This window comes from Parapedobacter soli (genome assembly GCF_025460835.1).
Lineage (GTDB): Bacteria > Bacteroidota > Bacteroidia > Sphingobacteriales > Sphingobacteriaceae > Parapedobacter > Parapedobacter soli.
The window spans coordinates 38412-58069 of sequence record NZ_JAMXAY010000005.1; the positions used below are offsets into that span (position 1 = coordinate 38412).

A 19658-nucleotide genomic window follows, 5' to 3' on the forward strand; every position below is an offset into this window, starting at 1 on the left:
TATTTGACTCAACTCCGTCTTTAGGAACCGATTCTAATAGTCTTCGTAAAACTTAATTTCGTCAATCATGACGTCTACTGCACCGCCACAAAACAAGTGATACATTCGGAAATAGTTTACGGCGCTTAGGTTTATATCTCCGCCTCTATTGTCAATTATAGCGTCCGAAAGCTTAAGATCGATCTTATTCCATCCATTATGCAACGTCAACATGGAAAAGTTCCAACTTAATTCCTGATTATCTGGACCGCCTGAACTCGTAATCTCGATAGCTGACCCCCAATCTGGAATATTCGTGTTTAACATTTGAACATCAGACACGTATAACCAAAAAGAAAAGACACCGTGCTCCATGCTTACCTCTGTATTGAACGGAGAGGAAAACTGCTTTTCAAAAACCGGCACCGCATTTGCGTTGAGAGATGTCTTTAATGAGTACGTTCCCTCTCTGCTGTCCGAGGCCAAACTTAGGGGGCCAGCGCTTCCCCAACCATCTGTTGTTTCAGCGGCGTCTAACACCTTTCCAGAAGGTTCCGCATTCGGATCAATTTTACCGATTTCAATCTCACTGGCTGGCGCATAATTAGATAGCGCTCCCGGAAAACTGCTAACCGCTCCTATTCTAAAGAAATATTTCCTCCCCGATTCAAAAAACGCTGAATTTCGAACCAGATTAAGACCGATTCGAAATGTCTCATTCTCGTCTACCTGTTGATTCAATTCCCTTTCGACAGCAACCGATCGAACCCGCTCACCGACTATCGATTCCCCGGAAGCGTAGAGGCCGATTTTTTTTACAGCATCGGTGGTCAACTGTTGCAATTTGAATTCAGCTATAATGTTATTCCCCTCCTGTTTTATTGAAACATCTTTCACTCGGATATATGGCGTCACCATAAAATCAAGCTGGGTGTCTTTACCTATTTCAATTTCCTGTACGTCTATTTGAGAAAAATTCCGTTGATCGGGTTGTATTGTATAAGTATTAGCAAACAACATGGTGTTGGCATACGTACCATCCGTTTTAACCCTCAAATATTGAGGTGTCACGGGGTCGTACCCATGTTCAATGATTTTAATAGTAGTACCTTCAACAATATCGGATTGTATCGGTTCACCAGTCTCGGAATCGATTATACGACCGGATAGTTGTGCGTCAGGTCCTCCATAATTATCTAGTTCGCATGAACTGAACAATAACAAGCCACACATTAGAACTTGCAGCGTTTCGAAAAAAGTAATTTTATGCATGATAAGTCGATAAGTGGTTAATCAATACTGGGGGTTCTGGATCAAGTCGTTAGATCCAATACCGGGTATTGCCGTATAATAATACCTTGATGGAACGGTTAATGCAACTCCTCTCGCGATATATTTCCTTACGAATATATACTTTGGTTGGCCACCGGTCAAATCCAATACTGGACACAGCGCTGTATGAATATAATTGTTGAATACTTCATGTAAGTCTCTACGTCGAATCAAATCCCACCACCGCTTATTCTCGAACGCTAGTTCAACTCGCCGCTCGCGCAGCACATTTTCTAAACTAAGCGGAATGTCGACCGTATGCCCAGCACGTCGTCGTATGGCATTTAATTCATTTTTGGCAATTTCCTGGGCATTTCCGCCTGTATAGCCACTTTCAATCACGGCCTCGGCGTAGTTTAACAACACCTCCGCATACCGCATTTCTATCCAGTCGTTTGTGGATGCACCCGTATTGGCGTTTCCACTAACCGTCGTTGGAGAAAGAAACTTTTTAAAACTGAATCCGGTCCGAGTCATCTCGGCAATGTGCTGCGGATCGAACCCGGAATAATCTTTCCATGAATCTGCACCGAACGTATGGTACGTAACACCATTGACCTCAACAGTCGCCTTTTCAGCCTCTATCACAGGCGTTGCGTCAGGCTTTATAAAGCCTGCCTGAATATTGATCGTTACGCCCTTCCATTCCGTGCCGGGCAGAATAACGGTTGCCCACAATCGAGCATCTTTATCCTTAAAGATATCATATGGAGTATCAAATTTCAAGTATGTACGTGCGGCATTGTATCCGTTGTAATCTGAGACATCGCCATCTGCAGTTGTAACAATGGGTGCGCTTTGCCCAGGCGTAGTGTAACTCTCGTATAAATCCACGAGTTCCAACGAGGGGTTCACCCTACCCGGAAAAGATGACCCGTCGGCAGTTTGATTTGGATTACACCAGAGATCCATGGTATGACCGTCTGTGAACGGCCTGGTATAACCGAAAGTAAAGATTGCTTCCTCTGGAGCAAGGCTAGGATTTTGAAACAATGCCATATAATTATTGGCTGCCTCTTCGGCAGAAGCCGGGTTCGGCTTATACAACCGATGCACCCCTCCTTCCATAATTTCTTTGGACGCGAGAATACATTGTTCGTAATAATCATTGGCGGCCGATGCATCTATCCCAACAAGACCTTTTGATACCGCCTCCCCAGATAGCGGTGCCTTGCTCCCATATTTTGCTATAGAAGCAGCATGAAGTGCAACGCGTGATTTCAATGCATAAGCAACCCATTTGGTAACCCGCCGCTCATCGTTGCCACTTCGTGACGGAGGCAGGTACTTCACTGCTTCATCACAATCACTTAATATAAAGTCATACGTGTCCTTTTCGGTACTCCGAGGAACCTTCAACGATTCGATGTCCGGATCATAGTCTTGATAGCTGGAAATTACCGGAATACCGCCATACCATTTTGCAAGCGTAAAATAGTTAAACGCCCGCAAGAAATGTGCTTCACTTATCAACTCATTTTTCGTCTCTTCTTCAAGAAAAGTAGATGATTGAACGGCCCGTAATAGTAAATTAATATCTCTATTGACCTTATACCCGTCACTCCAATATGAGTATAAACTTCTCCGAAATTCCGGTGATTCATTAAACTCCGAATGAGCGGCGTTATCTGCCATTACATCAGACAGGAGTCCATGCCACAGACCATACCCGGAGTGTGGACCACCCCACGTATAATTGAATTCCTCTGTGGGCAACCTGTAATATAAGTTTGCTAAAAATGCCCGGATACCGTCTTCACTGGATAATATTACATCGCTACTTACTCTATCAAGCGGTTCCAAGTCCATGATATCCCGGCAACTCATTGAAGTGCCTAGAAAAATTACGACGGTAAATAAAATGCTTTTCCTTTTCATTGTTATGATCTTTATAATGAAATGTTAAGTCCTATGTTAACACTCTTGGTCAACGGATAAACCCAGCCCGCATTATTTCCCCCTTCGCTCCTTTCTGGGTCGAACGCTCTCACAAACGGGTCGGTAATCGTCCAGAGGTTGTAGCCATTCACATACACACGAAGACCTTGTAAACCAATCCGCTGAAGCACTTGAGAGTTGACTGAATAGCCTATCTCTACACTTTTTAATCGTAAATAGGATGCTTCCCGACGCCAGACCGAACTTTCATTGTACATCGCGCCCATATCCGGCTGTCGTCTGACCGCTGGCCATTCCCCGGCGACCCACTCACCGTTAGGGTCGTTCGGATTGGACAAATGCCATCGGTCCATAAAATAGGCGGGCATATTCGCATCATTCCAAAGATACGTGCCATAAACGTGGGTAAAACGAAGCGAATACTTTGCAGACCCTTGCCAGAGCATATTAAAGTCAATATTCCGCCATTTAACCCCCATTGTCAGTCCATAATGCATTTTAGGATCCCCGCCCCATTCTAAGGGAATGACATCATTTCCATCAATGACTCCGTCATTGTTTACATCACGGTATTGGAAATCTCCAGGCAATTCACGGCTATTCCCAAGGGAGCCATTCTGAATGGGCGCATTTACGATATCTTCCTTTGTTTTGAATTGTCCTACATAATCGTACATCCACACCACATCGCTCCAGCGACCATTTTGACCATTCCGCCATCGATCCATACTATTGACAAACGGACCACGTTCCGCATACACTACCATTCTACGAGCGAAATTGAAGTTAGTGCTCACATTAACGCGCAGGTCGCTTCGGAGACGTTTGGTATAGCTTACTAAAGCCTCGATACCTCGGACGCGGTCCTTATTGAGATTTTCTTGAGGCATACTTGCCCCGAAGGTATTAGTGAGCGTCCCATATCTCGTGGCTAATAGGCCGCTTCGATCCCGTTGGTAAAGATCAAAGGTGATGTTCATGGAGCCATTCAAAAGACCCAAATCAAAGCCAACATCCTTGATTTTTGACGTATACCAAGTCAAATTTTCATTTATTACCCCTGGCGCAGCGACACCAGTGGTGCGCACCCCCTCCATAAACTCATAGCCACCTTGGTTCAATGCAAAGCCTCCGACATATTGAAATGCGTTACCAGCATTTTCACCGACTACGCCATACGAGGCGCGGAATTTCAGGTCAGATACAAACGGAACATTCCTTTTGAAGAACCCTTCTTCAGAGACGCGCCATCCCCCTGAGATAACAGGGAAAAAGCCCCACCGACGATCGGGGTGGTACCTATACGAACCGTCATATCTTGACGCAAATTCAAACATGTACTTCGCCAGGTAATCATAGGTGACGCGGCCAACCAGTGAACGGTACCCTGCTTGACTATCATAGCCGCTATTCCGTTGGTTATCTGTGTCACCAAAATCAATCTGATCTATCGTATAAAATTGAAATTCCCTCATAAGACCAGCGCTCCGGGACCACGACTTACGTTCTTCATACACGGCTGTAGCGCTGAGGTTGTGGCTCTCCGCAAACGTCTTTTTATAATTTAAATGGGCTTGAAATTGGAGTTCGTTTCCGTCAGCCCAATTGTTGTGCAATTGTGTTGGGAAGCCGTATGTAAACGGGAGATACAAGTCGTTTGTTCCGTCATAAGTATACATATCAAAACTCTTTTGCAAAGCTTTGCCCATCGCATTACCGCTTTCATAAGAAGCAAGTCCTTTGATTTGCAGCCCCTCCACAAACGGAATTTCGTAAATCAGACTCGCGACGGATCGAAACGACTTATCCCGATGTCTGGAATAACCCACCGCATCTGCATCCGAAGTTACTACCGAATTCCAAGCTTGGCCGTCAAAAACGTATGCCGGGTAGTCTCTGTTGTTATTCGCGTACGGAGCATGTATAGGTTGCAGCGATACAGTACCTCTCATAATACTGAAAAAATCCCAAGCCGGAGATTCTGTTTCGTAGTACCTACCTGACAACTCCATATTCACTTTCAGATGTTTCGTTAAGTGGGCTGTTAAATTCGCACGTCCGGAATATTGTCTATAGTTTATATCGTTTGATTTTAGCAATCCGCCGTCCGCCATATGCCCAAAACTGGTGTAATAAGTTATTTTATCGTTACCCCCCTCAGCAGAAAGCGTATGTTGATGCGATAAGGCGTAATTTCTCATGGTTTCTCCATACCAGTCTGTACTTCTATAACCAGGCGATCCGATCCTCCATTTTTCCAGTTCTTCTTCGGTATATATGGGATCCGATCCGACATTCACAGCAGCCTCGTTCCGCAATGTCAGCCATTGGTACGCATTGGTCAACTCCGGTATATCAGTCGGGGTACTAAAACTAGTCCTTCCGGTATAATGAAACTTATTCTTTCCGGAACTGCCGCGCTTTGTCGTGACGAGAATAACACCGTTACCCGCATTCAAGCCATATATGGCGGCAGCGCCGTCTTTTAATACAGAGATATTTTCGATATCATCGGGCGTAAGGCGCTGGAACTCCCCCTCATTACTTTGGATACCATCAATGACATACAGCGGCCTACCAAAGCCGCGAATATTGATTGATGCATCAAAACTGCCGGGCTGCCCACTATTTTGGCGGATTTGTAAACCAGAAACTTTCCCTTGTAGCCGTCCCGCCATGGAAGTATGTGTTGTCGTTAGTATTTCTTCAGACTTAATGATGCTTACCGCAGCGGTCAGATTCCCTCGCTTTTGGGTACCGTAACCAACGACGACGACTTCTTCCAAATCATTAACGCTTGCCTCCATCGAAACATCAGCAACCGATTGGCCGGTGATAATTACCTCCGTCGGCTTATACCCTACCATTTTATAAATGAGCGTGTCGTTGCCGCCCAGCACATTAATAGCATATCGACCATCCACATCCGTCGTCGACACCACGCCACTCCTTTTGGCGCGGATGGTGACCCCTTCAAGCGGCGTCTCCTGCGTAGTGGTGACCCGGCCGGTAATGACATTCTGTTGGCTGGCTTGCACAGCAATACGAGCACTATACGTGCTTGCCGCGTTCAAACTTGAATAGCTGATGCCAATCAACCACACCAGAAGCAAGTAACGACTGATGGGAGTTTTAATTTCACGCATTCTTAATAGATTGACTTTCATAACCTTTTCATTATTCTAATTGATAGCTTGATTAAAATTTTACGGTTGGTGTTCATTTGGCATTTCCATCATGTCTCGGTACACTTCCTTGGTTGTTACGTACTGAAAAAGAGAAAGGAGCATCCTTTTCGTTCACACTACGGGTGTGATTTGGCATTTTGGACATTTCGAATACAATCGCTGCCCCCTCCGTTAATTCTTCGTGACCAATCCAGTTTTTCGTGTATCGCTTGCCGTTAAGGGTAGCTTCACCAATGTACCGGCTCGCTGCCTGGTTCCCGGGTGCCGACACGACCACCTGATTACCATTCTCGAGCATTAATGTGGCATTTTCGAAAAGCGGCGACCCAATCACGTACTGGTCCACTGCTGGGCACACCGGATAAAACCCTAGGGCCGAAAACACATACCAAGCCGAAGTCTGCCCGTTATCTTCATCACCACAATAACCATCCGGGCCTGAGTGGTAGAGCTTATCCATAACCTCCCTGACCCAGTATTGGGTCTTCCAGGGTTGGCCTGCGAAGTTGTACAGGTACGTCATGTGCTGTATCGGCTGGTTGCCATGGGCATATTGCCCCATATTCATGATTTGCATCTCGCGAATTTCATGAATAACGATTCCGTAGTAGCTCTCATCATACACAGGGGGGAGGATGAACACCGAATCCAGCTTAGCCAGGAATTTCTCCTTTCCGCCCATGAGGTCGATCAGTCCTTGGATATCATGGAAAACCGACCAGCTATAGTGCCAACTATTGCCCTCAGTAAAAGCATCGCCCCATTTGAATGGATTAAAAGGCGATTGGAATGTTCCATCCGCATTTTTGCCCCGCATCAAGCCAGATGTGGGATCAAACAGGTGTTTGTAGTTGTCCGCTCGTTTGGCAAAACGCTTGACTTCCTCGGCTGGGCGGCCCAGCTCCTGGGCCAAGCGGTAGATGGCAAAGTCGTTGTAAGCATACTCCAACGTGCGCGCAGCATTTTCATTAATACCCACATCGTATGGCACATAGCCCAACCTGTTGTAAAACGCCACGCCGCGCCGTCCAACTGAGCTAAGCGGCCCTTCGTTCTCACTGTTCTTGAGCAAGGCTTCATACAACGTGTTGACATCATAACCCCTCGCTCCTTTCAGGTAAGCTTCGGCCACGATGGATGCTGAATTCGAGCCAATCATACTCTCCCGATGCCCAGGGCTCGCCCATTCGGGAAGCCAGCCGCTTTCCTTGTAAGTATTTACGAGACCTTCCATGATCTGCCCCGTCAGCGTTGGATACATCAGGTTGAAGAAGGGAAATACAGCTCGGAATGTATCCCAGAAACCATTGTCGGTAAACATATAGCCAGGCAATACTTGACCGTTGTACGGGCTGTAATGCACCATATTTCCTTCCTCATCAAACTCATAAAATTTGCGTGGGTATAGTAACACGCGGTATAAGCATGAATAAAACGTCGCTAATTGATCATCCGTCCCACCGCTAACCTGTATACGGCCCAGTTCAGCGTTCCATATCGCCTCGCCTTTCGCTCTGATGGCGTCGAATCCATCATTTCCGAGTTCAAGGAGGTTTCGCTCCGCCTGCTCGTGGCAGATGAACGACGACGCGACACTCGCGTTCACCTTTTCACCGCGTTCGGTTTGAAACGCAATCACACCGATGGCGTGGTTGCCGGTATATTCCAGACTCGGTTGTTTCTGTTTATGGTCATAGGTAGCTGCATATGTAAACGGCTTATCAAATGTGATGACAAAATAATTCTTAAAATTAGTCGGTACGCCACCGCTGTTTTTCGTTGTGTACCCAATCACCTTACGTTCTTCCGGGACGATTTTTATAAACGACCCATCGTCAAACGCGTCAATGACGAGATAGGCACTGTCTGTCTTTGGAAAGGTGAAACGGAATTTAGCTGCCCGCTCAGTCGGGGTCACTTCTGCCGTCACATCGTGATCGGCCAAATAAACACTATAATAATGGGGTTTCGCAATTTCCGCCTTGTGGGAGAACCAGCTCGCCCGCTCATCCTCGTCGATTTTGAGTGTTCCGGTAACCGGCATGAGCGAAAACTGGCCGTAATCACCTATCCAAACGCTGGCTTGGTGAGTTTGCTTTATGCCTCGGATTTTATCAGCTGAATATTGGTACAGCCAGCCATTACCCATTTTGCCGGTTTGGGGCGACCAGAAATTCATGCCCCAAGGCAGTGCCGTGACGGGATATTGATTACCATTTGACAATTCAAATTTTGAGTCCGTCCCCATCAAAGGGTTTACAAGGTCAACCGGGTTTCGATCATGCACGGCAAGCGTAAACTGAGGCGATAACCAAAAAATTACAAAAAGAAAAGTAAACCACCTCAACCCGTAAGATTTGTATAATTGCATAAAACTATAAATTAGTCATTTCAAAACACATTTTACCTGACCGGCCTATCCCCCATCTGCAACTCCAGCACCCCGCCCTCCATGAGTTGCCCATGTGTGAAAAAGAGCTCGGCCAGCGGCTCGCCGTCGAGCTTCGCCTCTTGGATGTACACGTTTTCGTCGGAGTTTCCCTTAGCCATCAGCTCAAACTTCTTCCCATTGGGCAACTGAATCGCAACTTCCTCGAAAGAGGGGCTACCTATCGTGTAAGTAGGTACGCCGGGTGTCACCTGGAAAAATCCCATCATCGAAAATACGACCCATGCAGACATCGCACCACCATCCTCATCACCGGGTATACCGAATACATTGTCGGTAAACCACGTATCCACTAGGCTACGGACACGCTTTTGGGTTTTCCACGGTGAACCGAGGTAGTTATACAAGTACGGGATATGCAAGCCGGGTTCGTTCCCCATGACGAACTGACCAACCAACCCCGATGCATCCGGTTGGATAGCCCAGAATTTCCATTTCGACAGTCCCAGATCTTCCCGAAATAACCGGTCAAGCTTCTCCTCGGCAGCGGCTTTACCCCCCATTAAATCAAACAGACCGTTCAAATCATGCTTCACATGCCAATTGTAGGTATAAGCATTATTCTCGGTGAAATATTCGCGGCCAGCAAGGCTCGGATCGTAAGGTTCAATCCATTCCCCAGCTGCATTTTTCGGCCATACCATCCCCTTATCTTCCCGGAAGACATTGCGATAGTATTGCGATCGTTTTGAGAACACGTCTTTCTCCTCACTACGGCCTGCGGGGTCCGCCAGCTGGGCGATACACCAGTCGCTAAACGCATTCTCGAGCGTAACCGAAACCGCCTGTCGCCTTTCCCAGTTGGGATCTACACGCTCAACGGTCTCTGGCTCACCTGGTGCCAACCCGGGCATATAGCCATGCTCGTTGAAAAAATCATCCAGCTCGCTGGGAGGGCCGTTTCGCCAAGGAATCAATGTAGCCTCCAACGAATTTTTACGGAGACCTTCATACGCGGTCTCCACGTCGAAATCACGCAAACCTTTCGCCCACGCATCGGCCATCCACGCCGACGCGTGGTTGCCAACCATCGCTGGCCAGTCGCCGAAAGCTACGGCAAATGACGGCATCCAGCCGGTTTGGCGGTACATTTCCACGTACGAACGGATCATCGCCTGATCCTTGTCGGGGTCCAAAATCATATTCAGTGGGTGGTGGGCTATGTAAGAATCCCAAACCCAATTATCAACATAGAACGGTCCGTCCGACTCATGCACTTGGTGGTCATATGCACTATAGTATCGGCCGTGTTCATTAATGTCGACCATCCGCTCGTAGGTGCGGTACAAGGCGGTATAAAACACCCGCTTCTGCTCGTCATTGCCTTTCACCTTGATCTTAGACAAAGCTGCCCGCCAAGCGTCCATGGCCGCCGATTTCGTGGTCTCAAAATCATGGTTTCCTATCTCCTGCTCCAGATTGGCCTTTGCCTGATCCACACTGATGAAGGAGATACCATATCGCATTTCCAGTACGCCATTTGCTGACTCAACGGTAGCCAATAGGTTTTTCCGGCTATCGTCGCCCCCGGTTTCAACGCTTTTTACCGTACCGTCTACCGTGCCGTAGAAATACACTTTCATCCCGTTATAGTCTTCTTCGCCCGAAAAAGCATGGTCATTGGGCGACTCCACAAACCCGCTCGCATTGATAATTGAAAACCGCAATCGATGCGTCGTTGACTGGTCAGCGTTTGTCATCCGGAAGATGCCGCTTCTTTCATTCGGCGTAACCGCCACGCTATTATAAGAGATCGCATCCACTACCTCATAAGCATAGGGATGCGCATCCTGACGGTGTATGATAATATTCGACCGCCAGGGGTTGCTTTCCGTGAATACCGGCAAAAAAGAAAACGACGAACCGATCCGATGAGACACAACCGTAAGGGGAAAACCCGATATCTGATCATCTAACTCATCTTTTTTCAACGGATGCACCCTCAGCATGCTATTAGGAAGGTGCACAAGTGGTCGGGTGGGCTCCAAGATCAAGCCCACACCGCCTATTGTAGGATCAACATACATCAAAACATCCCCTTCGACCACATCGGGATGATGGCAACCGGCACAAAGCCATCCGGTAAGCAAGCCAACGATTATATATTTTCGCATATCTGCATTTTACAGGTGATAAAATTGGTTTCCCTTTACCCTAAAACAAAAGTACAAATTAAGCTTGTATATACAAGAAAAAATAAAAAATATTATACTATCGTTAAACAAATCACTCTAAAATAACATACATATTGCTCATAACGAGCGTACTATGTTTATTTAGATAAATGAAAATAAAATAATATTTGTATATACAAGTGTTGTTAAAGACACATATTCAAATCGGATTCATCAAACAAAACCTTCGACCAGACGCAAACTTGTATACACAACAATAAAAATTTGCTAGTTTTGTCTCGATTGATAAGACAGTCATGGCAAAAGAACCAAATACACCACTCTATAAGGTACTCATCGACGACCTTAAACGGCAAATCGACGACGGGCGTTATAAAAAAGGAGATTTACTCCCTTCGGAAAATGACCTTTGCAAAAGCTATGGTACCACGCGCCCCACTGTACGGCAGGCGTTAGGTGAATTGACACGGATGGGATATATCATCCGCCAACACGGTAAAGGCAGTATCGTAAGTGAGCCAAAAAGCGGACTGGGAATTTTATCATTAAAAGGTTCAACCGCAGGAGTAGGCAAGAAAAGTTTGCGTACCGAAATGCTGGTCAAGTCAAAACGGATGACATGGCCTGTCGATTTCCCGTACGATCTAACGGAAGAACAGCAAGAAGCGGGTTGCATATACCTCGCACGGCTCCGTTATGTAAATGGCCTGCCCACCCTGTACGAAGAAACCTATATTACCGATATCGACTTGCCCCGTTTTACGATGCATAACGTTGCCAAGAATTCATTATTCGAGACGTTGAAAAAATACCATCATGTGGAAATCAAGGAAGGCGAACAAAAAATATGGGCTGTCATGGCGGGTAACCACATTGCTGATCTACTTTCGACCAATGCAGAGAACCCCATCATCCATATGAAACGCAGCATGCAAACCAATAAGCGCAATTTGGTGATCTACTCCTTCCTCTATTGCAATACAGCGGATTATTTCATTCAAGATTATTTTTAATGCCCCCCGCCAACAGGTTCTGATTTCTTAGCCACACCCAGCTTGCGACTACAGTACAACCCGTACGCTGCAATATACGCGTAGCAAATAGCTGGGATGATAAACGAGGGTTTAAGCCCGATGGTATCGGCCATCCATCCCTGCAAAAGTGGAATCAATGCACCGCCCAGAATACCCATCACTAATAAAGAAGCCCCTTGGCTCGTATGTGGGCCCAAGCCTGTAATGGCCAGCGTGAAGATGTTTGACCACATGATGGAATTGAACAGACCAACGGCTAAGAGCGTCCACATGGCCCAGCTGGCCGTACCCCATACGGTGGCCAGTAATAGAACAATGTTCACCAATGCAAACACCAACAACGTACGGGCTGCCTTAGACCGGCCGATCGCGAAAGCACCGAAGTTGAGCAAAATAAACAATAGGAAGGTTGCAACCTGTGCAAATGTCAAATCGACGATGCTATATATCAAAAGGAACACCAGCATCGCTGCCACCACCATATACACGGTTTTACGTGCTCCCTTTAATTTATCATTCAACGAGATTGCCCCAAGGAAACGGCCGATCATCGCGCCGCCCCAATATAGTGCCAGGTAATTCTTACCCACATGCTCTCCCACACCCATAATCTCCGGCTGACCAATGAAGCTGATGATCAGGCTTCCGATGGCGACTTCAGCCCCCACGTAAAAGAAAATGCCCATTACACCACCCCGTAGCTGGGGGAATGCCAATGCACCGAGCTTTCCGCCGGCTATTTCTTCGGCCTCGAATTTAGGTAAACGCACAAACCAGACAAGTACAGCCACCAGGACGAACAACAATCCGAAAATCAGGTACGGAATTTTCGTAGCCTCGGCCGTAATTTCACCGCCGTCGGCGAAAAACTCAAAAACGAAATAACCGCCCAATACCGGCGCAATGGTGGTGCCCAATGAATTGAACGCCTGAGCCATGTTCAACCTGCTCGACGCACCCTCAGGACCGCCGAGTATGGCAACGTACGGGTTAGCAGATATCTGCAACAAGGTAAACCCCAATCCCAACGTAAACAAGGCCAACAGGAACATGGAGTATATAGCCATCGTCTCCGCAGGATAAAAAAGCACACATCCCAATGCTGAAATCACCAAACCAATGATAATTCCACCCTTGTAACCAATCTTGTTGATAGGATCGCCATAGAGATAGGAAATGAGAAAATAGGCCACCGAGCCAACGAAGTACGCACCAAAAAAAGCAAACTGCACCAACATAGCCTGGAAATAGCTCAGCTGGAAAAGCTCCTTCAAATGGGGGATCAGGATATCGTTCATGCAGGTGATGAACCCCCACATAAAAAATAGCGTCGTTAAGGTAGAAAGGGCTACTCGGTAGTTTGGCTTATCTTGTATTTGAGTCATAATACTGGTATTGATTGTAACAGCACAAACATAAATAAACAAACTTGTATATACAAGACATAGAAAATACTCACCGAATTCCCTTTTTCGGCTTCACTTCATCCGCATCCATCGTGTAGGGCAACCGCCAAACCCTTCCTTTGGAATCACCGAAATACAGGTGGGACTCACTATGTACATGGGGATCACCATCGCCCCAGAAGTACTTAAACGGATCTCTTCCATTCACTACCTTTCTCACATAGTTATGGTTTACGTCACTGTTCTTGGTGATTTGCTTTCTAGACTTCCAGGTCTTGCCGTTATCTTTGCTTTCCCAAAGCACCAGCTCTCCGCCCCCACCCCACTGCTGCGGCGTATTATCGGTAGGCGCTACCACCATCCACTTGTCGCCGTCAATCCATAGGCTACCGGTATCATAATTATGGTCTGATGTCGCTATGGTATGATTTTCCCACTTTTCTCCTGTCCAATGGATTACCTGCCATTCCCGCATGGCATTTTGCGGACCGGGCTGGTGCCCTACCCCCGAGAGGTAAAGTGCCGCAGGATTGCCGTGCTTGTCGAAAGCAACATCTTTGATGTATACATTCTCTCCCTTCGAGAAAAACTCACGGGCCAATGTGGGGTTATCCACTTCAGTGACGGGAATCGAAATCGGAGTGCCATCTACCGTGGTCCACGTACGACCGAAATCGGTGGTTTGCAGGTAATAGATATTTGTTCTGAGGTCTACGTTACCGTTGGGATGCCAATTGTAAAAAAACACGATTTTCTCCCCCAGCTGGCCACTGATTTGATAGTGGCCCGCATTTTTATCTTCCGCCCGCTTTATAGCAACAAGTTGCCGGTCTCCGGTCCATTCCACACCATCCTTACTTGTGCTGAAGTACAGCAGCCGAACGCCGAGATACTTGGTGAATAGGTGCAAAAAGCCCTCGCCCTCAACATACTTCGGCTGTGGGTAGGTTATCTCCTGTTCCGAAATCATCTCGAACCGATCGATGGAATTGGGCAAACTGCTTTTATAGATAAATCCTGGTCGGCCGCGCCCCCTTCCGCTCACAAACACCCAGATATAACCGTCAGAATCCATGGCGATCGAAGGGTTGTCGTGCGGGTCGAAAACACCGTCTTTATCGTATACTACCGTGGGTTTCTCAACAGTACCCGTTTTATGGTCGTAGCTCCCAGCCATGCAGACCAGGTAATCCCCTCTCGCCTTTGCTTTGGGGTCGCCGGGGTCGGCATCGCTCATACGGCCTTTCACGATACCACCGTAAACAAAGAACGTTTTATTTGCTTCGGGCGAATAGATGGCCAGTGGAATATGCTTGGCAGTATAGGTTCCCAACCCTCCGGAATATTTATCCCCGTATTCAGAAAATTGGCCTAGTGTAAACCAGATGCCCCGATACCCATCGATTTTGGCATTATTTAATGAGGGGTAGGGTTGTGCTGTGGCCGATAGATAAAAGGCAGATACGGCAAGGAGACACGCAAATCGAAAGGAATTGGGTTTCTTTTGTGTTCGGATCATAACATTAACATTGGATTTATATCGGCGGTCCTTGGCGGGATGCTACTCCTGGCACCGGCAAGGAGTAATCATAAGCAGCCTCAAACTAAGCGTTGAGGCTGCCCAATATAATATCCCGTATTGCAATCGGCTCTAACTCCGCTTCGTGCTTTTTGTCTTTACTGATTAACAACGGATAATAGTCGACCGGAATATCCACCGCACCATGCGAACCTTTTACCAACGTGGCATCCAGCGGAATGACATCCATTACATACCGGAAACCCAGCTTTTTGCGAAGTAGTTTATACCCCCCGCGCAGCTTGGACGACATAAACATCTCGACAGGATCGTAGCCGGGCTTCTTATGGATATCCACCACCCGGGCATAATCGGGAGCCACACGGTCGTCCAGCCAGAAATAGTAGGTGAACCAGCTGTCGGCTTCTGCAACTGCCACTATATCGCCGGCCCGCTCATGGTCGAGGTGGTATTGCTTCTTCCCCTCGTCATCAAGCAGCAATGCAATACCCGGCACTTCGGTGAGCAGCTCTACTACTTGTTGCTTCACCGTATCGGTTGCGGTGTAGATGTGGGCAATCTGGTGGTCGGCCACCGCAAATGCTGATGAAGCACCCGCATCGAGCAGCTCCAGTCCCCTTTCTATACGGACGGCTAACAATCCGGCTTTGCGAAGCAGCCGATTGATATGCACTGGGCGACAAACGGGCGCAATTCCATACTCGGATAACAGCAGTACATTTGCTCCCCGCGCTTCGTAGAAGCCTACCATCTTCTCTAACAGGGTATCGATTTCACGCAGCTCCTTCCCGATTTTCGAGGTATCCGGGCCAAACTTCTGCTGACAGTAGTCCAGATGTGGCAAATAGACCAGGCTCAGCGTAGGGCTGTGTTTCTCCTCGACATACATGGCCGAATTTGCAATCCACTCAGACGACGCAATATTGGCCCCCGGCCCCCAGAAGCTGAACAGTGGGAACTGTCCGAACCGTTGCTGCAACTCATCGCGCAAAGTCGCTGGGTGGGAATAGCAATCGGGAATCTTACGGCCATCGGCTAAGTAATTGGGTCGGGGGGTTACCGAATAGTCCGCACTACCATACATATTATACCACCAGAATAGTTGGGCACAGGTGAACCCTGGGTCGATACGCTTTGCGGTATCCCACACGCTTTCGCCTTGTACCAGCTTATTGGATTGCTTCCAGAATTTCACTTCACTATCAACGCGGTCATACCAACCGTTGGCCACAATTCCGTGTTGCGATGGCCACAACCCTGTAAGGTAAGTGGTTTGCATAGACGTTGTGACCGCCGGCAAGTGCGGTTTTATCCGGCTTACATAGGCATTCTTTACATAGCTAGCCAAGAAAGGCGTATGTTCGCCTATTACAGCGGACGATAGTCCTACGACATCAATGACAACAGTTTTTCGCATAACAACCTCATTCTTGTAATTGATCTATCACCCAATTCAGCTCACGCGAGATGGATTCAGCTATCGGTAATTGGAGCCGTTCGGGCAAAACACCCCAGGTATACGTTTCGGCTTCCAGGTGCCCCGTAAGCAACTTGCTTTTGTGCAGAGCAAGTACATCGAGAATATCCGATTGCGTGGATTGCAGTGTTCCCAGGTCTTCCAGGAATATCGGGATGTGGAAATGCGAGCGCCACGCGATGGTCTGCTCATCGAAAAGGGCACTTTGGGCATCGGGCAGATCGTTGAAGCGCCGAAGCTGCCCATCCCTTTGCTGGGCTATGACTTGGTGTAGGTAAGTAGGCTCATCAAATGCCATGAACGCATCGCCTACCGCCTGCCGGGCGGCGGTGTCTGATGGCATAGCTGCCTTTAGGGCTGCACTAATCTGGAACTTGCCTATCTGGATACCTCGTTGCGCCAAGGCTTCAACCACCGCATGGTGATCTTCGTAACCTAATGCAAAATGGCAGACGTCATAACATAACTGGATATGCCTTTTGAGGGCTTCCTCGGCTTCCGTAGCCGTCATCCCAAGTGTAGCGGCAAATATTTTAACAGCTGTGGGAACCAACTCGTCTTCATACCAACTGATAAACTCATCGCCCGTTTCCAATACGCCATCGGGCTCGGGCTCAATATCGAGGTGCAACACCTTGCCATATTTGCGGTACACTTGTACAAGGTACAACGCTACGTCCGCCACCTGCGCCGTCGCACGCGCACGCATCGTCTGCCACTTGTTTTCACTCTCATTATACCAATGCCGGTATGCCAGTGGCGAAGTGGATATCCCGCCATCTATGTTTTCCGGCAGCAACTGCAACAGGATATCAAATAGGCGCTTGGTATATTGCAGCCGCTCATCGGTGGTCCAATCGGGTGCATGCACGTGCGCTTTGACAACATCTTCATGGAAGTCACCAAAAGGAAACCCATTCATCGTAAACACGTAGGCATTTTCGTGATCCAGCCAAGCCTTAAACTCATCAAGCTTGCCACTATCCAGCAACGCCCTACTTGCCAGATTGGAAAGGCGCAACCCCAATCCCATTGCGTCATGTGGCGAAACTGCCTGCTTCACTTTTGGGAAATGCATTTTAAGCAGTTGGAAATGGTCCTCCCACTGCTCTCCACCGTGTATATTCGTACAATAAGTAAGGTGCCCGTAGCGTGTAATCATATCAATTTACTAAATGAACGCCCTCTTGCAATGCTGCAGCTGCCCGCAAAACGTTTTCCGCTTCCAGTTCGTGCACTTCCACCCCACGCCCGATGGCGCTGAGCAGCATAATGGTGAGCCTGCCTCCCAAATGCTCGCGAAACTCTTCTAAACCAGCCAGTAATGGGTGGTCTGCGGCTGCACCACCCAAAAGCGGGTGGAAAATAGGCAATTCCAACGCCTGCAGCACAGACAACACGCGCTGCGCATCTTGGGGCGGGAGCAGGCCAACAATGGCCGAATAAACGGTGTCCAACGCAATGCCAATAGCCACAGCCTCGCCGTGCAGTACCTCGAAACCAGACAGCTGCTCCAACTTGTGTGCACTCCAGTGGCCAAAATCCAACGGCCTGGAAGACCCGAATTCAAACGGATCCGCACCCGCGATGTGCTGGAGATGCAGCTCGGCACAACGGAAAATGAGTTCATCCATGACCTCCCCATCACGGCGGCGCAGGCTTCCGGCATGTGCTTCTATCCAGTCAAAGAAAGCAGCATCCTTGATTAACGCTACCTTAACGGCCTCGGAGATACCTGACGCCCACGCACGGTCATCAAGCGTTAGCAGGAACCGGTTATCATTAAATACGGCAACGGGTGGGCTGAATGTACCCACAAAATTTTTCTTGCCGCGGTAGTTGATGCCATTTTTCACGCCCATGCCCGAGTCGTTTTGGGAAAGTACCGTGGTGGGCACACGCAAATGGCGGATTCCGCGGTGTGCAACCGCTGTGGCATAGCCTATGGCATCGAGTACCGCGCCGCCACCAATGGCCATGATATACGAGTGGCGGTCAATACCGTAGCGATCCACGGCCTCGATGATACGGTCTACATGCTCCCGATGGTTTTTGATAGCCTCGCCTCCGGGTACCACCAGGATATCACTTACCAGCTGTACCGCAGGCTCCGGATTAAGGTAATCCCGGATTTGGTCAACCAGTGTCGGATGGCACCTGGCTACGCCTTCATCCACCGCCACCAGAAGCTTCGGCACCGGCCCGTCCAGGCGCTCCGCAAAAAAACGGCTCAGCAAGCGGTTTTCGAGCGTAAACAAGCCCGAGGTAAAATGGATATCATATTGGTAAGAAACCGAGAATTTCTGCTTAATAATAGACTTCATAAAAAAATTAAGTAACAGCAAAGCGTTTGCCCAACCAAATGGATAGGGGGAATAACGACAATGTGAAGAACGTGAACGCCCACATGCCCGCGGCCGCCGTCCAAGCGGCATTCATAAAAATCAGTCCAATAACGCCGTGCTTCACAGATCGGCGGACATCGCCGGCTTCCATTGTCCGGATAGCCTTGACCAGCGGCGGAAACACAAATGCGATAAATGGTAGCACCATCCCAATGGCCAAGAAGCTGCTTTGGTAATGTAAACCGAAAGCCACGATACACGCAACAACAACGCTATATAATATAGCCGAAAGGTACATAGGTACCCGCTGCCCCCCATGTACCTCTCCCCGGCTGATGGTGGTAACCGCTGCGATGTAAATAACCGGCACGAATGCCAGGAACCAAAGCTGGCCCAATGCCAGTAGCGAGTAGCTCATACCCAACGTCAAGTTGAGGCCGCGGCACAACCCCATGGCTAGCGGGCCCGTAACCGGATGGTGCTTGGCCCACCTATCGTAAACCAAACACATCAACACGATAGAAACAGCGATCAGCACCGTAGGCATGCCCAAAGGGCTGACAGCAGCTATCCCAACAACGAAAAGAAACGTTCCCAACAGGGCAGCCGCCCGCTTGGATACCTTGCCGCTGGGGATGGGCCGCTCGGGCCGTTCAATGGCATCGATTTCCGCATCGAAGACATCGTTGAAAACCACCCCGCCTCCATAAAGTCCCATCGTAGCAACGATGAGTACAGCCAATGTGGGCCACGCCAAGGTAGATCCTTCGGGCACAAATAACAACGCAATGGAAATGCCGGCCAACACATCCGAAATAGCCGTGACGATATTTGCCGGCCGCATCAATTGCAGATACGGTTTCAGTGTCCCCAT

At 48.3% G+C, this 19658-nt stretch carries 12 protein-coding genes; 1 reads left to right on the forward strand and 11 read right to left on the reverse strand.

Annotated elements, in window-relative coordinates:
• Window positions 1–33: 33 nt before the first annotated feature.
• From NGM62_RS03820 to NGM62_RS03840, 5 genes are read right to left on the reverse strand one after another with little or no spacing between them, the layout of a single operon-like run.
• A complete protein-coding gene (locus tag NGM62_RS03820; RefSeq protein ID WP_262245898.1) occupies window positions 34–1251 on the reverse strand; it encodes a DUF3823 domain-containing protein in 1218 nt (405 codons plus the stop codon).
• A gap of 21 nt (window positions 1252–1272) precedes the next feature.
• Window positions 1273–3189: a RagB/SusD family nutrient uptake outer membrane protein gene (locus tag NGM62_RS03825; protein WP_262245899.1), complete on the reverse strand. Its 1917-nt coding sequence runs from the start codon at window positions 3187–3189 to the stop codon at window positions 1273–1275.
• An 11-nt stretch (window positions 3190–3200) separates the two neighbouring features.
• On the reverse strand, window positions 3201–6377 hold the full coding sequence (locus NGM62_RS03830; RefSeq protein ID WP_262245900.1) for a SusC/RagA family TonB-linked outer membrane protein: 3177 nt from the start codon (window positions 6375–6377) through the stop codon (window positions 3201–3203).
• Between the two features lie 52 nt (window positions 6378–6429).
• Window positions 6430–8769: a GH92 family glycosyl hydrolase gene (locus NGM62_RS03835; RefSeq protein ID WP_315975848.1), complete on the reverse strand. Its 2340-nt coding sequence runs from the start codon at window positions 8767–8769 to the stop codon at window positions 6430–6432.
• Between the two features lie 32 nt (window positions 8770–8801).
• Window positions 8802–10961: a GH92 family glycosyl hydrolase gene (locus tag NGM62_RS03840; protein ID WP_262245902.1), complete on the reverse strand. Its 2160-nt coding sequence runs from the start codon at window positions 10959–10961 to the stop codon at window positions 8802–8804.
• Between the two features lie 317 nt (window positions 10962–11278).
• Between NGM62_RS03840 and NGM62_RS03845 the strand changes: the two genes are divergently transcribed.
• Window positions 11279–11995 (forward strand): GntR family transcriptional regulator, encoded by a 717-nt coding sequence (locus NGM62_RS03845; RefSeq protein WP_262245904.1) that lies wholly within the window; start codon window positions 11279–11281, stop codon window positions 11993–11995.
• Here the strand turns inward: NGM62_RS03845 and NGM62_RS03850 are convergent.
• From NGM62_RS03850 to eboC, 6 genes are all read right to left on the reverse strand, one after another.
• On the reverse strand, window positions 11992–13401 hold the full coding sequence (locus tag NGM62_RS03850; RefSeq protein WP_262245906.1) for a sugar MFS transporter: 1410 nt from the start codon (window positions 13399–13401) through the stop codon (window positions 11992–11994). The two genes, NGM62_RS03845 and NGM62_RS03850, sit on opposite strands and share 4 nt — an antisense overlap.
• Before the next feature lie 70 nt (window positions 13402–13471).
• Complete coding sequence (locus NGM62_RS03855) at window positions 13472–14941, reverse strand: BNR repeat-containing protein (RefSeq protein WP_262245908.1); 1470 nt, start codon at window positions 14939–14941, stop codon at window positions 13472–13474.
• Window positions 14942–15026: 85 nt separating this feature from the next.
• A complete protein-coding gene (locus tag NGM62_RS03860) occupies window positions 15027–16379 on the reverse strand; it encodes an alkaline phosphatase family protein (protein ID WP_262245910.1) in 1353 nt (450 codons plus the stop codon).
• 7 nt (window positions 16380–16386) lie between these two features.
• Window positions 16387–17601, reverse strand: a complete 1215-nt coding sequence (gene eboE / locus NGM62_RS03865; RefSeq protein ID WP_262245912.1) for a metabolite traffic protein EboE — start codon at window positions 17599–17601, stop codon at window positions 16387–16389.
• A 1-nt stretch (window position 17602) separates the two neighbouring features.
• On the reverse strand, window positions 17603–18763 hold the full coding sequence (locus NGM62_RS03870) for a 3-dehydroquinate synthase (protein WP_262245914.1): 1161 nt from the start codon (window positions 18761–18763) through the stop codon (window positions 17603–17605).
• A gap of 7 nt (window positions 18764–18770) precedes the next feature.
• Window positions 18771–19658 carry a UbiA-like protein EboC gene (gene eboC, locus NGM62_RS03875; protein WP_262245916.1) on the reverse strand — a complete coding sequence of 296 codons (888 nt, stop codon included), beginning with the start codon at window positions 19656–19658 and terminating at the stop codon, window positions 18771–18773.